General features: G+C 51.0%; 18 protein-coding genes. 12 read left to right on the forward strand and 6 right to left on the reverse strand.

Going from position 1 to position 17,197, the window contains the following annotated elements:
- The first annotated feature begins 160 nt into the window (after window positions 1-160).
- Together NEV57_RS14815 and NEV57_RS14820 are read left to right on the forward strand one after the other, a co-directional pair.
- The gene (locus NEV57_RS14815; RefSeq protein WP_257659125.1) at window positions 161-550 is read left to right on the forward strand and encodes a DUF1801 domain-containing protein; all 390 of its coding nucleotides are present in this window, start codon (window positions 161-163) and stop codon (window positions 548-550) included.
- A gap of 76 nt (window positions 551-626) precedes the next feature.
- Window positions 627-956, forward strand: coding sequence for an OmpH/Skp family outer membrane protein (locus NEV57_RS14820; RefSeq protein ID WP_257659126.1), 330 nt, complete (start codon window positions 627-629; stop codon window positions 954-956).
- A gap of 125 nt (window positions 957-1,081) precedes the next feature.
- Here NEV57_RS14820 and NEV57_RS14825 read toward each other — a convergent pair whose 3' ends face one another.
- From NEV57_RS14825 to upp, 3 genes are all read right to left on the reverse strand, one after another.
- The gene (locus NEV57_RS14825; RefSeq protein WP_257659127.1) at window positions 1,082-2,218 is read right to left on the reverse strand and encodes a glycoside hydrolase family 18 protein; all 1,137 of its coding nucleotides are present in this window, start codon (window positions 2,216-2,218) and stop codon (window positions 1,082-1,084) included.
- Window positions 2,219-2,427: 209 nt separating this feature from the next.
- On the reverse strand, window positions 2,428-2,901 hold the full coding sequence (locus NEV57_RS14830; protein ID WP_257659128.1) for a ribonuclease H-like YkuK family protein: 474 nt from the start codon (window positions 2,899-2,901) through the stop codon (window positions 2,428-2,430).
- A gap of 145 nt (window positions 2,902-3,046) precedes the next feature.
- Window positions 3,047-3,691, reverse strand: coding sequence for a uracil phosphoribosyltransferase (upp, locus tag NEV57_RS14835; RefSeq protein WP_257659129.1), 645 nt, complete (start codon window positions 3,689-3,691; stop codon window positions 3,047-3,049).
- A 212-nt stretch (window positions 3,692-3,903) separates the two neighbouring features.
- Between upp and uvrB the strand changes: the two genes are divergently transcribed.
- The 5 genes from uvrB (at window position 3,904) to NEV57_RS14860 (ending at window position 10,125) form a co-directional block, all read left to right on the forward strand.
- Window positions 3,904-5,940, forward strand: coding sequence for an excinuclease ABC subunit UvrB (gene uvrB, locus NEV57_RS14840; protein WP_307876457.1), 2,037 nt, complete (start codon window positions 3,904-3,906; stop codon window positions 5,938-5,940).
- A gap of 373 nt (window positions 5,941-6,313) precedes the next feature.
- Entirely contained in the window at window positions 6,314-6,928 is a 615-nt protein-coding gene (locus NEV57_RS14845) for a DUF4254 domain-containing protein (protein ID WP_257659130.1), read from the forward strand.
- Complete coding sequence (locus NEV57_RS14850) at window positions 6,903-7,952, forward strand: glycosyltransferase family 9 protein (RefSeq protein ID WP_257659131.1); 1,050 nt, start codon at window positions 6,903-6,905, stop codon at window positions 7,950-7,952. The genes NEV57_RS14845 and NEV57_RS14850 overlap by 26 nt, the downstream gene beginning before the upstream one ends.
- On the forward strand, window positions 7,949-9,073 hold the full coding sequence (locus NEV57_RS14855) for a glycosyltransferase family 4 protein (protein WP_257659132.1): 1,125 nt from the start codon (window positions 7,949-7,951) through the stop codon (window positions 9,071-9,073). The genes NEV57_RS14850 and NEV57_RS14855 overlap by 4 nt, the downstream gene beginning before the upstream one ends.
- Window positions 9,074-9,126: 53 nt before the next feature.
- The gene (locus NEV57_RS14860; protein WP_257659133.1) at window positions 9,127-10,125 is read left to right on the forward strand and encodes a glycosyltransferase family 2 protein; all 999 of its coding nucleotides are present in this window, start codon (window positions 9,127-9,129) and stop codon (window positions 10,123-10,125) included.
- Between the two features lie 18 nt (window positions 10,126-10,143).
- Here the strand turns inward: NEV57_RS14860 and NEV57_RS14865 are convergent, their stop codons facing one another.
- Window positions 10,144-10,824: a class I SAM-dependent methyltransferase gene (locus NEV57_RS14865; RefSeq protein ID WP_257659134.1), complete on the reverse strand. Its 681-nt coding sequence runs from the start codon at window positions 10,822-10,824 to the stop codon at window positions 10,144-10,146.
- A gap of 92 nt (window positions 10,825-10,916) precedes the next feature.
- On the opposite strand from NEV57_RS14865, the gene NEV57_RS14870 reads away from it, so the two are divergent.
- Window positions 10,917-11,633, forward strand: coding sequence for a hypothetical protein (locus NEV57_RS14870; protein ID WP_257659135.1), 717 nt, complete (start codon window positions 10,917-10,919; stop codon window positions 11,631-11,633).
- Window positions 11,633-12,388 carry a capsular polysaccharide synthesis protein gene (locus NEV57_RS14875; RefSeq protein ID WP_257659136.1) on the forward strand — a complete coding sequence of 252 codons (756 nt, stop codon included), beginning with the start codon at window positions 11,633-11,635 and terminating at the stop codon, window positions 12,386-12,388. The genes NEV57_RS14870 and NEV57_RS14875 overlap by 1 nt, the downstream gene beginning before the upstream one ends.
- 80 nt (window positions 12,389-12,468) lie before the next feature.
- On the opposite strand, the gene NEV57_RS14880 is transcribed toward NEV57_RS14875, so the two are convergent.
- On the reverse strand, window positions 12,469-13,254 hold the full coding sequence (locus NEV57_RS14880; protein WP_257659137.1) for a glycosyltransferase family A protein: 786 nt from the start codon (window positions 13,252-13,254) through the stop codon (window positions 12,469-12,471).
- A gap of 157 nt (window positions 13,255-13,411) precedes the next feature.
- On the opposite strand from NEV57_RS14880, the gene NEV57_RS14885 reads away from it, so the two are divergent.
- Genes NEV57_RS14885 through NEV57_RS14895 form a run of 3 tightly spaced genes read left to right on the forward strand, consistent with a single transcriptional unit; the run spans window position 13,412 to window position 16,297 of the window.
- A complete protein-coding gene (locus tag NEV57_RS14885; protein ID WP_257659138.1) occupies window positions 13,412-14,191 on the forward strand; it encodes a glycosyltransferase family 2 protein in 780 nt (259 codons plus the stop codon).
- A gap of 7 nt (window positions 14,192-14,198) precedes the next feature.
- Entirely contained in the window at window positions 14,199-15,482 is a 1,284-nt protein-coding gene (locus NEV57_RS14890; RefSeq protein WP_257659139.1) for a glycosyltransferase family 4 protein, read from the forward strand.
- The gene (locus NEV57_RS14895) at window positions 15,479-16,297 is read left to right on the forward strand and encodes a DUF5672 family protein (RefSeq protein WP_257659140.1); all 819 of its coding nucleotides are present in this window, start codon (window positions 15,479-15,481) and stop codon (window positions 16,295-16,297) included. Before NEV57_RS14890 ends, NEV57_RS14895 begins: the two co-directional genes overlap by 4 nt.
- A gap of 6 nt (window positions 16,298-16,303) precedes the next feature.
- On the opposite strand, the gene NEV57_RS14900 is transcribed toward NEV57_RS14895, so the two are convergent.
- On the reverse strand, window positions 16,304-17,191 hold the full coding sequence (locus tag NEV57_RS14900) for a glycosyltransferase (protein WP_257659141.1): 888 nt from the start codon (window positions 17,189-17,191) through the stop codon (window positions 16,304-16,306).
- Window positions 17,192-17,197 lie beyond the last annotated feature (6 nt).

The following is a 17,197-nucleotide window of genomic DNA, read 5'->3' on the forward strand; positions in this document are numbered from 1 at the left end:
ATCGAGCCATTCCACCCAGCGCGGATCAGTCAGCAATTTAAGTCCAAGCATAGCGACGTCGTTTTTGGGTAAGCCGCAAAATTAAGCTATTTAGTGTAATAAAAGGCGTTTATTCATCTTATTGAAAATCGCTACTTTTGCTTGATAACCAATGAGCGCTATGATTCACGCTATTCAAGCCTACAACGACACCCAGGATACGGAATACCGGAAAGTCTGTGACCTACTGTGCCGTGAGATTAGCCGCCACCTGCCTGATGCTGAACACAAGATCTGGCACGGACATCCGGTCTGGTTTCTCGAAGGCAACCCTATCGTTGGATACAGCAAACTTAAAAATTGCATCCGTCTGCTGTTTTGGAGTGGTCAGTCATTTGATGAGGACCGGCTGCAAAAAGGAGGCAGCTTTAAAGCCGCCGAGGCCTGCTATAATACAACGGATGAGGTCAATCTTTCCGACCTGGAGCGATGGCTCGGGAAAGCGCGGACCATTCAATGGGACTACAAACACCTGGTTAAGCGCAAGGGAGTGCTCGAACGATTAAAATAGTTTTTCCTTCCGTATTACAAACAATTTGTTTTCTTTGCTATCTAATTGCTTATATAAATTAAATTCAAGTCAGGGTATGAAAACAAAAATTTATGCTTTACTGGCCGTCATGATGTTGGCATTTACATTCAGTGCACCGGCATCGGCCAGAACGGAGGAAGAAAACCCGGGTAATAAAACGGAACTTACCCAAGCGGAAATTGACGCAAGACTAACCGAGATGCGTGCCCGCGTAGCCGAGATCAAAGCCATGGACCGCTCAAGCCTGAGCAAGGAAGAGCGCAGGGCCCTGCGAAAAGAACTGCGGGAAATGAACAGGCAGGCGCGCAGCTGGGGCTCTGGTGGCGTTTACCTGTCCGTGGGTGCCATCATTATCATCATACTGGTATTGATTCTGATCTTATAAAACCCTGAATTTCCTACCTGCCGGCCCACTACATCGTATTGAACCGGCAGGTAGGAATTCTTCGGGCCGCTTGCCGTCACTGCAGCACCTCAGCGCAACGCGCCTGTGCCGCAATACGAAACGGCTTACCGCAATGCGGCATTGATCTCATCCAGCAGGTATTCTTTCGGGTCGGAGCTGTATTCCCAGAACATAACACCGGCCATCCCGTGTTTTTTCACGTAATTACATTTATTGCGTACTGACCATTCATCGTCATACGTGATAAATTCCTGTGTTTCCTTATTGTAGATATAGGGAGCCTTGGCCTGGGCATCCCGGTATTTTTTATAGCCCTGCTGATTTTCCACGCTGTCTTTGAGCAACGTAAACCCGCCGCCCGACAGCCGCGATACCACACTGTCGCCCAGGCCATGTGCGGCGTCATCAGGGAGTTTATATTTACGGCCATAAAACGCGATCCCCATCACCAGCTTTTCGACTGGTACGCCCGCCGCCACAAACTCCTGAACGGCTTTATCAGCTGAATTTGTGCTGTTCGCCTTATCAGAAGCGAATAAGTTGGTGTGGTGCCCCGCCGTCCGGCCGGAATAATCATATGTCATCAGGTTTACGAAATCGAGGTACCGCTCAGCACGGCCCATCTCCGTGCTCTCCAGAAAGCTACTGAATGCCCCCACAGCCGTGGTGAGTAATTTCTCCTCACCGGTTTCGCGTTCCAGGGCATCCAGCTCCTTCCGTAGCTCGGCGAACATGGTTGTGAAATTCTCCTTATCCTCCGGCCGGTATACATTACCCTCATATCCTGGGCGGCCCGGATATTCCCAGTCAATGTCGACACCATCCAGGTTATGCTTCCGGATGATATCCACGGCACTGGCCGCAAAAGCCCGGCGCGCGGTATCGGAGCGCACCGCATCTGAAAAATTGCCGCTCCAGGTCCATCCCCCCAGGGAAATCAGTATTTTCAGGTCGGGATTCTGTAACTTAAGCGCCCTCAATTTCCGGAAATTAACGGTGTCCGTCTGCTCATTGGTAAGCACCGCACGGTTATTCACTACATTGACAAAGGCATAGTTGATGTGAGTAAGCTTATTAGCTGCAACGTTTTCGATATCGGCCAGGCCCCTGAAGCCACCGACGTAGCCGATGATTACGGGCAGTTTGCCATCCGCCGGAGGCGGGGGAGTGGTCATCGGGCGGCTCTCCGCAGCCGATGCGAGCAGCAGCGAAATGCCAAACAAAGTACTTTTAATCAGCATGGTATTCATTGGTTAGTTAATAAGTTAGTTAATATAGGCCATGGCAACAGGAGTCTGTACCGCCACGTGGAGTAAAGATAAGCGTTAGTTCTGGCTTGCCCTATATTTTTAGCCAAATTCTGTCGTAACGGCATCGTACCCAGCCCGATGGACAGGAGCATTGGCCATGGTCCGGGTTACCGACGGGATCGTCGTGTACTAAGGGAATACTATTGCACGACCTTATTGGCGCAGGCCGAGCTTGCAAAGGCTTCCGGCTTGGCTTTAAACACAAAACCCATGCTGAGGATATAACCCATGGCATCGTGAAGTGCCTGATTGGATTTGAACATGGGATTGGTATTGATATCGGCATGCACCTCCAGGTCCACATTATAACGGTCGAGCAGGTCGCACAGCGGATACGCAATCTCAATCGACCGCTGCACTTCAGCCAGCATACGCTCCTTGATGGTCATTTTAACGGATGTCCGGTCCTGATGAATGTACATGAAGCCGCCCTTTTTCTCGCGGACGAACACGATGACGGTAGCAAACTCGGTGGTGCCGCTTTTTACTTGGGAATCGGTGCCAATGCAGACTTTAAGTTTGTTGCCCAGGGCATATTCACGGGCGATACTGTTGGATACCTCATCGGCAATGGGTTGGCGCAAAGGTTCTCCGCTGAATTTTTTCCAGGTCATAAGATGGGAATTGGTGAAAGAACAAAATCAGGATAAAGATAAGCGCAAAGCTGCTTGTTATTAACAACTTAGTGTTATGTTTTTATTAACAACAATGAGGTTGTTAACATGTGTGGCTGTGGCTGCCGGCCCCTTTAACCTTCGGTCACTCCTTTGCCCCGTAGGCCAGGTCGCCGGCATCGCCTAATCCGGGTACGATATAGGCCTTGCTGGTGAGTTCACTGTCAATATCGCCGACCCACAGGTGCGCTTCCGGCAGAAATGCCCGTACATGGGCCACTCCCTCCTCACTGGCGATCGCTGTAGCGATGTGCAGGGTGTCAATACGGAACGCACCGAGCAGCTCCTGGCAGATCAGCACCATCGTTTTCCCGGTGGCCAGCATGGGGTCGGCCACAATTACCGTTTTCCCGGTGAGGTCGGGTGTGTTCAGGTACTCCCTGCGCAACTCAAATGTACCGCTCTTCTTCGCCTTGCGGTACGCCGCGATAAACGCGCATTCGGCACGGTCAAAAACGTGGAGCATACCCTGGTGCAGGGGCAGCCCCGAGCGGATGGCCGCAACCAGCACGGGCTGCGCGTTAAGCAGGGCGGTTTCAGCCGTACCCAACGGGGTTTCAATTTCCGTAGGTTCATAGGTTAGCGTCTTACTGATCTCATACGCCAGCACTTCGCCCAGCCGTTCCAGGTTACGCCGGAAACGCAGGCGGTCCGACTGTATTGCTACGCTGCGCAGCTCGGCGAGGAAATGATTGGCAATGGTATGTTGCTCGGTTAAGACATGGACCATGGGCGGTGCTATTCGTTGTTTTTGCTATCTTTGTATCTTGCCTTGCGGAGGAACGGGTTCCTGCCAGCTACCTGTCCGTTCATTTGTTCTTCCGCGGCGCACACAGCCGGCGGCCGTGTGTAAATAACGATCATTATGGCGCGTTTTCCGGCAATTACTTAAACAATTATGCGCCCATATGGTTTTTGGTTTAATCGCGATTTCCCATACCTATGAAATTTAAACTGACTTCGGAATATGTGCCCACGGGCGACCAGCCGGAAGCCATCCGCCAGCTGGTGGAGGGGGTTAATGCAGGTGAATTGTATCAGACACTGCTCGGGGTAACTGGATCGGGCAAAACGTTTACTGTCGCCAACCTGATCGAACAAACCCAGCGGCCGACATTGATCCTAAGTCACAATAAAACACTGGCGGCGCAGCTATACGGTGAGTTCAAGCAGTTTTTCCCCGAAAACGCCGTCAACTACTTTGTTTCATATTACGACTACTACCAGCCCGAGGCATACATCGCGTCGACGAACACCTACATCGAAAAAGACCTTGCCATCAATGATGAAATAGAGAAACTGCGCTTACGCACCACATCGGCACTCATGTCCGGAAGGCGTGATGTCATTGTTGTTTCCTCGGTATCCTGCATTTACGGTATGGGCAATCCCGAAGATTTCTCCCGGTCGGTATTCCGGTTCGGTGTAGGGACCGTCATTAGCCGGAACGCCTTTCTACACCGCCTGGTGGAGATTCTTTATGCCCGCACGACCACCGATTTCAAGCGGGGCACATTCCGCGTCAAGGGCGATACGGTTGACGTATTTCCCGCATACATGGATGAGGCCTACCGGATTTCCTTCTTTGGGGATGAGATTGACGAGCTGACCATCATCGATCCGATATCGGGCAAGACGCTGGAAAAAATGGAGACCATGTCGCTATTCCCGGCTAACCTCTTTGTGACCCCAAAGGAAAAGTTTACCCAATCGCTGTGGGCCATTGGCGAGGAGCTGGAACTCCGCAAAGAGCAACTGCTGCTGGATGGAAAACCACTGGAAGCCAAGCGGCTGGAGGAACGGGTGAATTATGATCTTGAAATGATGCGCGAACTGGGATATTGCAGCGGCATTGAAAACTATTCCCGGTTTTTCGACGGCCGGCAGCCGGGCATGCGCCCATTCTGCCTGCTGGATTATTTCCCCGAAGATTACCTGATGGTGATCGATGAAAGCCACGTAACCATACCGCAGCTCCGCGCCATGTACGGCGGCGATCGCTCACGGAAGATCGCACTGGTGGATCACGGCTTCCGGCTTCCTGCCGCCCTGGATAACCGGCCACTCAACTTCCCTGAATTTGAGTCGCTGGTGACGCAGACCATCTACGTCAGCGCCACACCGGGGGATTATGAACTGCAGCAGACGGAAGGCGTGGTGGTAGAACAGGTGATCCGGCCGACCGGGCTGCTGGATCCGCAGATTGAAATCCGGCCGGTCACCACACAGGTGGACGACCTGTTGGATGAGGTGGACCTGGTAACAAAAGAAGGCGGGCGGGTATTGGTAACCACCCTGACCAAACGCATGAGCGAAGAGTTGACGAAATACATGGCCAAACTGGGTATCCGCGTGCGTTACATCCATTCAGAAATCAAGACGCTGGAGCGGGTGGAGATCCTGCGTGGGCTCCGCCTGGGCGAATTTGATGTCCTGGTCGGCATCAACCTCCTGCGGGAAGGGCTCGATCTGCCCGAAGTGACGCTGGTGGCCATTCTGGATGCCGATAAGGAAGGGTTCCTGCGTTCAGAGCGTTCCCTGATCCAAACGATCGGCCGGGCTGCCCGTAACGATAAGGGCCGGGTAATCATGTATGCGGATTCCATCACGCAAAGCATGCGCGTTACCATCGATGAAACCAACCGCCGCCGTGAAAAGCAGATCCGGTATAACGAAGCCCATGGAATTACGCCGCGTACGGTGGGCAAATCCCGTGAAGCGATACTAGAACAGACGTCCGTGGCCGACTTCCGTGGCGGGGAAGCCAAAATCTATGTGGAACCCGAACCAACCGCCAGTATCGCTGCCGACCCGTTGGTGCAGTACATGAGCAAGCCACAACTCCAACAGGCAATAGATAACGTGCGGAAAGGCATGGAAAAGGCCGCCAAGGATATGGACTTTCTCCAGGCTGCCAAGCTGCGTGACGAGTTGTTTGCCCTCGAGAAAACGTTTGTGGAGTTGTTTGGCGAACGCTAGCCGCCGACAATCCTGCTCCGTAAGAAGAACACTGGAAATAACCTACAAACGCATTGCCGCATGCCTGTGCTATAACCCCGCTTGCCCGCAATTCAAATAGCCCGTCCGGTTACAGGGGTATCATATTGTACATAAAGTGTACAACATTGTCCACAAATCCCAATTCCCCAATGAATGGAGGCTAGGTTCTTTTCAATCAGCAAAATAAACAAAACACACTGATAATAAGCTAAATAAATATATTAATCACGCAAGTATGAATTAACATTGTAGCGTTTCGGCATCATATTTCGTAGTATACCTAAAACGATGTTTAACCGGGTCCGACCGGAGCCGGTCTTGCAGATACGATGTTCATTTTAGCGCAACGATTATGATCAGTGAAAAGGCAAATTACATTTTCGAGCAGGCCATAGCCGACTACCACGTATACGACGCGACGGACCAGCCTATAATCAGGCCCTACTTTAATCACCCGCTGGAAAACCTATTGTATAAAAAATGCTGGATTGACACGGTACAATGGCACTTGGAAGACGAGATACGCAATCCGCATATCGATCCCATTGTCGGGCTATCGCTGAAACGCCGGATCGATGAATCCAATCAGCTGCGCACAGATGTCGTGGAAGAAATCGACAGCTTCTATTTACACTATTTCACTCACGTAAAGCCCAGCAAAGACGCCCGCGTCAATACCGAGAGCCCGGCGTGGGCACTCGACCGCCTTTCAATCCTCTCCTTGAAAATATACCACATGCGGGAAGAAACCGAGAATACGGACGCTTCACCGCAGCACATTGCGTCCTGCATGGACAAGCTGATGGTGCTGCTCCGGCAGCGCAAGGACCTCTCCCGCAGCATCGATGAGCTATTGGAAGATATCCAAGCCGGACGGAAATACATGAAGGTATATAAGCAGATGAAGATGTATAACGATCCGATGTTGAATCCGGTGCTGTATGCCCAGGCCAACTCCAATGCATGAACAGGCCAGCATCGTCGTGTTCCGGTTTTCGGCGATGGGTGACGTGGCGATGGCGGCAGCCGTTGTCCGTGATTTTTGCGCTCAATATCCGCAGATTACCGTTATATTCGTGAGCCGGCCGACCTATCAATCTTTTTTTTCCGGAATCCGGGGCGTTACATTTCATCCAATACACCCAGGTACCGACCACCGTGGCGGACGTGGCTTATATCGGCTGTTCCGGGAATTAGCCGCTTACCGCCCCCTTGCGGTGGCCGACCTGCACCACAATATCCGTAGCCGTATATTAGCGGCATTTTTCCGTTTAGGGGGCATTCCTGTTCAGCACATCGATAAGGGCCGCAAAGAAAAAAAGGCGCTGACACGCCGCAAACAACGGATTCTGCGTCCGCTGAAACCAACGGTTGAGCGCTATGCCGATGTTTTCCGGGCACTCGGATACCCCGAATTTACTCTGCCTGCGAAACTGCAAAAGCAGTCGCGCCCGCTTCCTGAGCTGGCAAGGCGACTGTTTGCTGATCCGCAGTCCGCCAAGATTGGAATTGCACCATTTGCCCAGCATGCCGCCAAGACTTACCCGCCCGAACGCATGGAAACCGTGATTGCTTATTTGACCAAGCAGGGGCACGACGTTTTTATTTTCGGGGGCGGGGCGACAGAACAGCAGGCCGCAGCGGCCTGGGAAATCCGCCATCCCGGGGTGACCAGTTTAATTGGTCGGTTTCCCCTGCAGCAGGAGCTGGATATCATTGCACACCTCGACCTGATGCTGACCATGGATTCTGCCGGTATGCACCTCGCGTCGCTGATGGGTGTGCGGGTATTATCGGTTTGGGGCGGCACGCATCCCTATACCGGATTCCTGGGGTACGGACAGCGGATGGAAGACTGCATCCAGGTAGACCATCCCAACCGACCCAGTTCAGTGTATGGCAATAAGCCCTGCATCTGCGATGGCAAGGACAGCATGGAACTTATCGAACCACAGCTGATTATTTCACGCTTAAATGCATTGGGGTTATGAATATCGGTTACGATGCAAAGCGGATTTTCCACAATCGGACGGGGCTGGGCAACTATGGTCGCGACCTGATCCGGATATTGAGCACGCTCCACCCGGAGCACCGGTACTGGTTGTATAACCCAGGGCCAGCGGACCCGCCATTATACTTACCGGATGATGCGCAGGTAATCCAGCGGCAACCAGTTACATTTCTTGACCGGAAATTCCCGGGGTGGTGGCGGCGCAGCCGGATTGGCAGCGACCTGCAATGCGACGGGATATCCCTGTTTCACGGGCTGTCGGGTGAATTACCGGCCGGATTGCGTCGGAAGGGCATTCGCCAGGTGGTCACGGTGCATGACCTTATTTTTATGCGGTACCCCCAGTGGTACCGATCCCTCGACCGACAGATTTACTGGAAGAAATTGCGCCACGCCTGCCGGAATGCCGACAAAATCGTAGCCATCAGCGCACAGACCCGGGCTGACCTGGTGGAGTTTCTCGGCATCGATTCAGCCAGTATACAGGTTATTTACCAGGGTTGTGATCCCATATTCCGGCAACCGCATGATGCCTCCGGCCAGGCCGACGTCATACGCAAATACCGGCTTCCCCAAGACTTTATCCTGAATGTAGGGACAATCGAGCCTCGTAAAAACGTGCTTTCAGTCATAAAAGCGCTGGAAGGTACCGATGTACACCTGGTTATCGTCGGCCGGGCCACCACGCCGTATGCCAACGATGTGAAAGCATATGTGCAGCAGCATGGGTTAACGAGCCAGGTAACGTTTATCCACGGCGCATCCACGGCAGAGCTGGCCATGCTGTACCAGGCCACCAGCTTGTTTATTTACCCTTCGTTGTTTGAGGGATTCGGTATTCCCATCATTGAGGCTTTATCGGCCGGGACACCGGTTATTACCACGCGGGGCGGTTGCTTTCCCGAGGCCGGTGGTCCGCATACCTGGTATATCTCGCCGGATGATGTGGAAGAAATCCGACACGCCATTAGCACCCTGCTGACAGATACCGCACTGCGGCGGGAGGTGATAGCGGGTGGATTGGAACACGTGCGCCAGTTCGAAGATCATACGCTGGCCGACCAGTGGGTAACGCTGTATCAGGAAATCATTTCGGCGTAAAATCAACATTTTCTTATATTCGCGCTGACGATGACCCACTAACCAGGACACGCATGGCGGACGAAAAGAAAAGCATCTCGGTACTTATTCCGAATTATAATGGGCGTCAGCTTCTGGAAAAGCACCTGCCCTATACCTATGCAGCACTGGAAAATGCAGGCATCCCATTTGAAATCATTGTGGTGGATGACTGCTCCACCGACGACTCGGTATCGTTCCTCCGGGGGTGCTATCCGGATATCCGGTTACTGGAAAATCCGGTGAACCGGGGCTTTTCCGTTACCTGTAACCGCGGTATTGCGGCAGCGCAGCACGAATTGCTGCTGTTGCTGAATTCGGACATTCAGCTTACAGTCGATTATTTTGCCAATCAGTGGCCCTGCTTTATGCATGAAAATACGTTCGGTGTTGCTGGCCAGATCATCGACGCGACAACCGGCACAACTGGTAATGCTGGCCGGCTGCTGAAAAAATACCGGTACCGGATCAATACCAAACGTTTCTTTAAAACCACCACGCCCGGAAAACCCGTACCCACGGTGCAGCTTTCGGGGGCCAATGCCCTGGTCCGGACCGACCGGATCCGGCTGTTAGGCGGGTTCGACGAAATCTTTTCTCCCTTTTACTCCGAAGACACGGACCTCAGCCTTCGGGCATGGCGGATGGGCTGGGCCTGCTACTATGATTTCGGGTCAACCTGCACACACCTCGGCGCTTCCACCATCAAGGCCAAGCACTGCAGGCAGGAAATCAAAAAAATCTATTACCGCAATAAATTTATACTGAATGCCATCCACCGGCGGGGAGTCCCCGGCACCGGGTTCAGTATCCAACTGGTCTGTTTTGACGTGCTGCCCAAGCTCCTTGCGGGCAAGACCTGGATCTGGGATAGCTTTACTGCCTACAGGCGTTACCGGGCGGCCGTTATGGGTTCCCGTGAGCATCTGCGGGAGCTGATGCAGCGACAGGGTCGGCAAATTGAACTCGCTGACATCAACCGGCTGGTACTGGACGCTATCGCTGCCGAGGGACATACGATAGTCCGGTTATAACCGGGCGGCCGGCAGCAATCAAATACCAAAAAACGAGTGGGCATGTCCGGCCGGCTTCAGGTTCAGCCACTCCCTTCGCGAACGATCGAAATCCGCATAAGTAAAGTCGGCAATTTCTTCTGGTGTATAAGACAGCATCGATTCCGGTGTACCTTTCGTAATCACACCAAGGCCATGGTCGCAATCCAGCACAAAGACGTGGACATCCGGCCGGGTACTCCGGAGGTAAAGGATGGCTTTCCAGACATCACCGTTCCACTGACCGGTGAAATCACGGGCCTTCCATGCTTCGAACGAACCCGCTGCTTCCGGGGTAAGCGGGTTACAGTCATGCATAATAATCACCCCGTTATCGTCCAGGTAACGCAAAGTATTTTCCACATCACGCAGCGCAAACTGATACTCGTGCATGCCATCGACCAGCGCAATGCCTATTTTCCGATGTGCAAAAAGAGCGGGGGCATCCTCCGCGAAAAACCGGTCGCTGGTTTTCCGGAAATACCGGTTAAAGAGGTTGTAAGGGTTCAGGAAGGTCTTGCCCAGCTTCCGAAGGGCATCAAATTTAAATGCCGGATCGACGGCAATTTTAAAGGTGGCTTTCACACGGAACAATACTTTGCCGTTGAACACGCCAATCTCCAGGTAATTGTTTAGCTTATGCTTCTTGATCAGAAGCCGGATCAGGGATATTCGATTCATTGTGGTTGGTTAGTGGCCTAAAGCTACACAATATCATTTAAGAATACGTCATTTCGATTATTTATGTAATTTCGCTGCACAGTCGTCCACCCATGTGCAAAGCAATTGTCATTACGCCGGTAAAAGATTCCATTGAAAATACATTGGAAACGATTAAGGCTATTTATGCCAGCCAGACCAGCATAAAACATTTGGTTTACAATGACTTCAGTACTGCAGAAACCAAGCATACACTCGAAGAAAACCAGGCGTTATACGGGTACGAGCTGATTCACCTCGAAGACCTCACCGACACCCCCTCCCCGAACTATAAACTGGTGCTGCAGGATGCCCAACGGCGTGCGCTGGAAGCCGGACTGCCACTGATCGTTGTGGAGTCGGACGTGGAAGTGCAGGGGGCCACCTTTACGGAGCTTCTCGATTTCCTCAGCCAGCACACCAGCATCGGCCTCTTGGGGGCAATCACCGTGGGGCGCGAAGGGGAGATCAATTTTCCTTATCTGAAATTCAGGCGTTACACCAACCACCGGGGGTATATTGATACCCGGAAAAGCCTCAGTTTTTGCTGCACCCTGATGTCTGTCGAGTTGCTCAGGCGATACGACTTCGGCTTGCTTAAGCCGTCCAAAGACTGGTTTGATACGTTTATTTCCAAGCAATCACTCGCGCTTGGGTTTAAGAATATCGTGCTTACCGGCACGCGGGTGCTGCACAAGCCGCACGGTAGCCGGCCGTGGAAGCAACTCAAATACAGCAATCCGATTAAGTACTATTTTTTTAAATTCATCAAACGGCGCGACAAAATCTGATGAATCTTGAAGCCATTACAACGGTAAACGGTGTCCGTTTTGTGGTGTGGTGCTACTGGTCGGGCAGCGCAATGACCCCGAACCGCGCCCGGAGTTTCGACCTGCTGAAGCAGCACGTGGGGGTGCCGGTTTTTCTGGTTACACCGGGGAGCATGAATGAATTGGAAGTGGATGGACACCCCATTCACCCCGCATTCCGATACTTAAGTGCCGTTCATCAGTCAGACTACCTCCGCATTTACCTGTTACATCACTACGGTGGCGCATGGCACGACATCAAAGCCACCAATGTATCGCTGGAACCGGCATGGGCACATTTCAGCGACCCTGCGGTTTACCTGGTAGGTAGACCCGAGCGGGCAGGCGGACCGGCAACTGTATACGATGCGGAAGGGCGCTGGATGCCCGATTACTGGCAGGACCTCGTTTCCGTGACGGCATGGGTCGGCCGCGCAGGCACCCCGCTGACGGAGGCATTATACCGGCAACTGCATCAACTGCTGGATGCGCATCTTGCGCAGTTAAAGGCCCATCCGGCGAAACATCCGCGGGAAAAAAAGATAACCCCCCGGAATCCGTTGCATGCACTCTTCATCTGGGCAAAATGCCAGTTTACCGGCAGGAACAGCCGTTACCCGTTACCCTGGACCGTCTTTGGCAATATTTTCCATCCGTTGAATTACCGGTTCAGGGAACACATCCGGCGCGACTTACCCCGGGATGAGGTAAAAAATGCAGGCGTTTACCACCGGTAGGAAATGCAGTACGACCGGACCGCTATATGTCCCCCCCCGGACAAACAGCGACACCGTATTGTAGTGTGTGCACCGTTGCCTTAACCCCGCTTTAACAACCCCAGTGCCTTTAACAGGGTATTATACCGCCTGGAAAGCCGTTTCTGAAAACGGAGAGGGCCATTCAGCTGATCGTAAATGAAATCACGATGCTTGGTATTAATGTAATGGATGATCTTACGCTTGCGTTCATCGGTCATGCCTTTTCGCCGTGAAGTGGAACGGATACGGTAATAAAAACCCACCCGGGGCAATTTCACCACCCGGCCACCATCCTTTAGCATGGAAATCCAGAATTCCCAATCTTCACGGCCCCACACCATGTCCTCGGAATATCCGCCACAGGCTTCCCAGTCGGCCTTGCGGTAAATACCGCTCACAAAAATCATGTTGTTGTGGGCCAGCAATCCCAGGCTGAATGGCTTCAGTTTCCATGGGCCTTGCTTTTCGCCAAACTTCTCCGCTTCGCAGTATACTACCTTTACCCCCGGGTCACGCTGCAGTACCGTTACCGCATCGGCGATGTAGTCCGGCGAAATCAGGTCGTCCGCATCCAATGGCAGAACATATACCCCTTTCGCCTGGCGGATGCCGTTATTGCGCGCCTTCGATGGCCCGCTGTTCGGCTGGTGGATGTACCGGACCATCGGATACTGCTGCTCCAGTTCCCGGCCGACAATACCCGAATCGTCCGTAGACCCATCATCAACGATCAGGATTTCGATATCGGGGTAAGTGGATTGCAGTACCGATTCCACTGTCTGCCGCAGAAATGCTGCATGATTGTAGCAGGGAATGATGACACTGAAAGGCTCGTAATGATTCATGCCATAAGCAATTAGGATCCGTATTGATGCACAAAAGTAGCATTTATGCCCGTAACCCGGATAATTGGAACCTGTTTTGAGAAAATGGCGTGTTTCTTGCGGCCGGTGTATCGGATTGGCACTTGCATTCGTTTCTAATGTAGTCCGATCATCTTGCATGAAAGTAGCTTTATTAATATCAACATACAACTGGCCTGAAGCCCTTGAAATCGTATTGCTGAGTGTACTCCGCCAAAGCCGGATGCCAGATGAGGTACTGATTGCCGACGACGGCTCGGATGAACGCACCGCACGGCTTATCGAAACCTATCGCACGGAACACCAGCTGCCCATCAAGCATGTTTGGCATGAAGATCAAGGATTTAGGAAAAGCATCATCCTGAACAAGGCTGTTAAACAGGCATCGACCCCCTATGTGATCGAGATCGATGGTGACATCATCCTGCACCCCCATTTTATTGCCGACCACCTCCGGGCTGCGGAGCGGGGCTATTTTGTGCAGGGCAGCCGGGCGATGATCGGCGAACGGAAATCCGGGGAAATTCTCCGGACTAAAAAATGGAATATCCATGCATTTGCACCGGGTATGACCACGCGGTTTAATGCAGTCCGGTTTCCGTTACTGTCGGGGCTGTTCAAGACGGACCCGCAGAGTTCACACAATGTAAAAGGCTGCAACCTTGCTTTCTGGCTGGAAGATTACATCCGGATTAACGGTTATTACAATGGCTTTGAGGGATGGGGCTGGGAGGATTATGAATTTGCCGAGCGGCTGATTAACGCCGGTATCAGGAAAAAACGATTGAAATGGGCCGCCGTGGGCTACCATATCTTCCACGCGCTTTATTCCAGGGGCAATTTTGAACCGAACGAGGTGATTTACCGGGAAACGGTGAATAAGAAACTCAATTACCGGCAGCCGGGATATAAAAATTGAAAGCAATATGAGGAAACCTAAAATTGCCATGATCGTTCAACGCTATGGAAAGGGGGTAAATGGCGGGGCTGAATACCATTGCAAAGTACTGGCCGAACAGCTGGCACACCAATGTGATGTAACGGTCCTGACTTCGTGTGCGCTGGATTATCATGTGTGGGAAAATGTACTGCCTCCGGGAGAAGAGATTATTGACGGTATCCGCGTTTTAAGGTTTCCTCAAACAGGCACACGAAATAAAAAGGTCCTGCGGAGAATACACCGAAAGTTCAGAAAACGCCGATTGTATCAAAAAGTGTTAAAATCTGTCGGCTTATTATCCGCTTTCGAGCATTTATTCCCTGCGACGGGCATTGTTACCGAAGCGGAGGAATTTGCGTGGGCAAGCAATCAGGGACCATATCTTTTGGAACTAATCGAATTTTTAAAAGATAACCATCATCAGTTTGACGCCCTCCTGTTTTTTACTTATTTGTTTTATCCCACGATATATGGGTTACGGGTTGCCCCGCAAAAGTCCATTTTAATTCCCACCGCACACGATGAGCCTCCGATCTATTTTTCGATCTTTCGCAAGGTATTTGATAAACCCAAAGCCATTCTTTTCAATACATTGAGTGAACGTAATTTTATTCACCAGCGATTTGGTAATCAAGCCATATATCATGACATAACGGGGGTAGGAATCGACGTTCCCAAATTCAAGCGTGTCGATGTTACCGACTTTGTCCACCCCGACGAGCCATATTTGATTTATATCGGCCGCATCGACCGGGGAAAGGGTTGCCGCATACTGTTCGATTTTTTTCTGAATTTCCTCGACAAAAACCCCTCCTTCAAACATTTAAAACTCGTGATGGTGGGTCAGAAATTCATGGACATACCGGCGAGCGCCAATATTGTTGCCACCGGGTTTGTTTCCGAAAATTTGAAATGGTCGTTGCTCGAAAGCGCCCGGGCGTTGGTTATTCCGTCATTATATGAGAGTCTGTCACTCGTAACGTTGGAAAGTATGGCGATAGGTGTTCCGGTAATTGCAAATGAACGCTGTGAGGTGCTGAAAAACCACATAACGGATAGTAACGGCGGGTTACTTTATGAATCCTATGCGGATTTTGAAAAGGCACTTTTTACCCTGTTTGACCCAATCTTCGATTTGGCGACGATGAAGCGCCTTGCGGCTGACTATGTCAATGCACGTTATCAATGGGAACCTATTGTGGAGAAAACAATGGCAGCGATCGCTTACGTGGGGGATGGGCATACGGCAAAACGAGAAATAAACCAATGAAGTTGTTTAAAGAAACCGATGTCTGTGTGGTAATTCCGATCTTTAAAGAATACCTTACGGAAACGGAATCCATTTCTTTCCGGCAGTGTATTCAAATCCTGCATCGATATCCGATATTGGTTATCAAGCCCCGTTCATTAAATCAGGCCCTGTTGCCTTCCGGAATCACAGCAGCCATTGATTTCGACGACTCCTATTTTTCCGGATTGGCTGGTTATAACCGCCTTATGCTTAGTCCGGAATTCTATGGCACGTTTGCCGGCAGCTATCGGATGATGCTCATTTATCAACTGGATGCTTTTGTTTTTGAAGATCAGCTACTGTACTGGTGCAACAAGGGATACGATTATATCGGGGCCCCTTGGCCCCATGAGGTGGCCCCGCCGGATCTCTTCAAGAAAGTAAAAGTAAAACTGCGTCATTATTATGCGATCAAGACGAACAGAATAGACAGGGAAACACAGCTTCCCCATCGATATCAATTTGAGGGCAGTGTTGGAAATGGGGGCTTTTCATTGCGGAATATTCAGAAACTTTATGACATTTCTGTTCAGGCAAGGGAAACCATCGACCGCTATTTATCACACAACCATCACCATTATCATGAGGATATTTTCTGGGGAGTAGAAGTTAACCGCAAACAGAAACAGTTACGCATACCGAGTGTTGGCATCGCTAAAAAATTCTCCTTTGAAAATTTCCCCGAAAGATTGTACGCGGAAAACAGCTACCAACTCCCTTTCGGATGCCATGCCTGGGACCTTCATACTGAATTTTGGCGACCGATATTTAAACGGATCGGCTATCTTATTTAAGCCGGTTTATAAACGATATGTCCGTTTTTTAACGAGTTCAACATGTAATTTAAGGAAGGTTGCCCAGCCCGTCAGCTTAACAATCCGGGAATCCCATAATAACCGAAGCCTTTTTATTTTACTTAATCCGATCTGCCGGGCAATATGCAAGAAGAAGCGCATGTTGCGTTTCTCCAGAAATTTCAGCTGCTGCTTAGTTAATTGTACCGTCATTACGGGGAGCAGATGCTGCCATTTACGGTGCACACGCAGGGTAGCATCAAACCAATCCGCACCATAATAGCCTTCGGAGAAGTGCGTAATCAAAAATTGATTTGTTGCCATGACATCATAGTGCTGGCCGATCGCCAGGGAAATATCAATATCATATCCATGAAAGCCGGTCAGCAGGGCTTCATCAAATTCATGGTCGAGCATGATACTTTTCCTGCTGCATAACAGCACCCCGTCCAGTGCGGCGACTTTTTTTAGATTCGATTCATATTCGAGGCTGTGATCGGTTACCGGCCTGTCCGTATCATATTTGAAGTGCTGGATTACGCCAATCTGGTGTAACCAATGATATCCATCGTAGCAAAACCAGCTCGATGGTGCCCGGCTTTTATATGCACCGCCGGCTACACCCAATAGTCCTAATTTACTGTTGGATTCAAATGCAGCGGTTATACATTTTCCCCAGCCCATTGTTTCAAATCGGACATCCTCATGTACAAAGCAGAGCAAATCAAACCGCGCCCTTTTGGCCCCTTCGTTATAAATGCTGCAGATACCGCGTTCACCTTTTGCATTTTCAATGGCAATTAGTTCATAAGGTATCGCTATCGTCTCCTGGATGTTGCTTTTTATTTTTGACAACGCCCGGGAATCTACACTTGCAATAATTATCGAAACCATAAAAAG

This window comes from Parapedobacter lycopersici (assembly GCF_024643285.1).
Lineage (GTDB): Bacteria > Bacteroidota > Bacteroidia > Sphingobacteriales > Sphingobacteriaceae > Parapedobacter > Parapedobacter lycopersici.

Excerpts from the sequence above, each read along its gene's own strand:
- NEV57_RS14815 (WP_257659125.1), top strand. The coding sequence starts at position 161 with ATGATTCACGCTATTCAAGCCTACAACGACACCCAGGATACGGAATAC.
- NEV57_RS14820 (WP_257659126.1), top strand. The coding sequence starts at position 627 with ATGAAAACAAAAATTTATGCTTTACTGGCCGTCATGATGTTGGCATTT.
- NEV57_RS14825 (WP_257659127.1), bottom strand. The coding sequence starts at position 2,218 with ATGCTGATTAAAAGTACTTTGTTTGGCATTTCGCTGCTGCTCGCATCG.
- NEV57_RS14830 (WP_257659128.1), bottom strand. The coding sequence starts at position 2,901 with ATGACCTGGAAAAAATTCAGCGGAGAACCTTTGCGCCAACCCATTGCC.
- upp (WP_257659129.1), bottom strand. The coding sequence starts at position 3,691 with ATGGTCCATGTCTTAACCGAGCAACATACCATTGCCAATCATTTCCTC.
- uvrB (WP_307876457.1), top strand. The coding sequence starts at position 3,904 with ATGAAATTTAAACTGACTTCGGAATATGTGCCCACGGGCGACCAGCCG.
- NEV57_RS14845 (WP_257659130.1), top strand. The coding sequence starts at position 6,314 with ATGATCAGTGAAAAGGCAAATTACATTTTCGAGCAGGCCATAGCCGAC.
- NEV57_RS14850 (WP_257659131.1), top strand. The coding sequence starts at position 6,903 with ATGCCCAGGCCAACTCCAATGCATGAACAGGCCAGCATCGTCGTGTTC.
- NEV57_RS14855 (WP_257659132.1), top strand. The coding sequence starts at position 7,949 with ATGAATATCGGTTACGATGCAAAGCGGATTTTCCACAATCGGACGGGG.
- NEV57_RS14860 (WP_257659133.1), top strand. The coding sequence starts at position 9,127 with ATGGCGGACGAAAAGAAAAGCATCTCGGTACTTATTCCGAATTATAAT.
- NEV57_RS14865 (WP_257659134.1), bottom strand. The coding sequence starts at position 10,824 with ATGAATCGAATATCCCTGATCCGGCTTCTGATCAAGAAGCATAAGCTA.
- NEV57_RS14870 (WP_257659135.1), top strand. The coding sequence starts at position 10,917 with ATGTGCAAAGCAATTGTCATTACGCCGGTAAAAGATTCCATTGAAAAT.
- NEV57_RS14875 (WP_257659136.1), top strand. The coding sequence starts at position 11,633 with ATGAATCTTGAAGCCATTACAACGGTAAACGGTGTCCGTTTTGTGGTG.
- NEV57_RS14880 (WP_257659137.1), bottom strand. The coding sequence starts at position 13,254 with ATGAATCATTACGAGCCTTTCAGTGTCATCATTCCCTGCTACAATCAT.
- NEV57_RS14885 (WP_257659138.1), top strand. The coding sequence starts at position 13,412 with ATGAAAGTAGCTTTATTAATATCAACATACAACTGGCCTGAAGCCCTT.
- NEV57_RS14890 (WP_257659139.1), top strand. The coding sequence starts at position 14,199 with ATGAGGAAACCTAAAATTGCCATGATCGTTCAACGCTATGGAAAGGGG.
- NEV57_RS14895 (WP_257659140.1), top strand. The coding sequence starts at position 15,479 with ATGAAGTTGTTTAAAGAAACCGATGTCTGTGTGGTAATTCCGATCTTT.
- NEV57_RS14900 (WP_257659141.1), bottom strand. The coding sequence starts at position 17,191 with ATGGTTTCGATAATTATTGCAAGTGTAGATTCCCGGGCGTTGTCAAAA.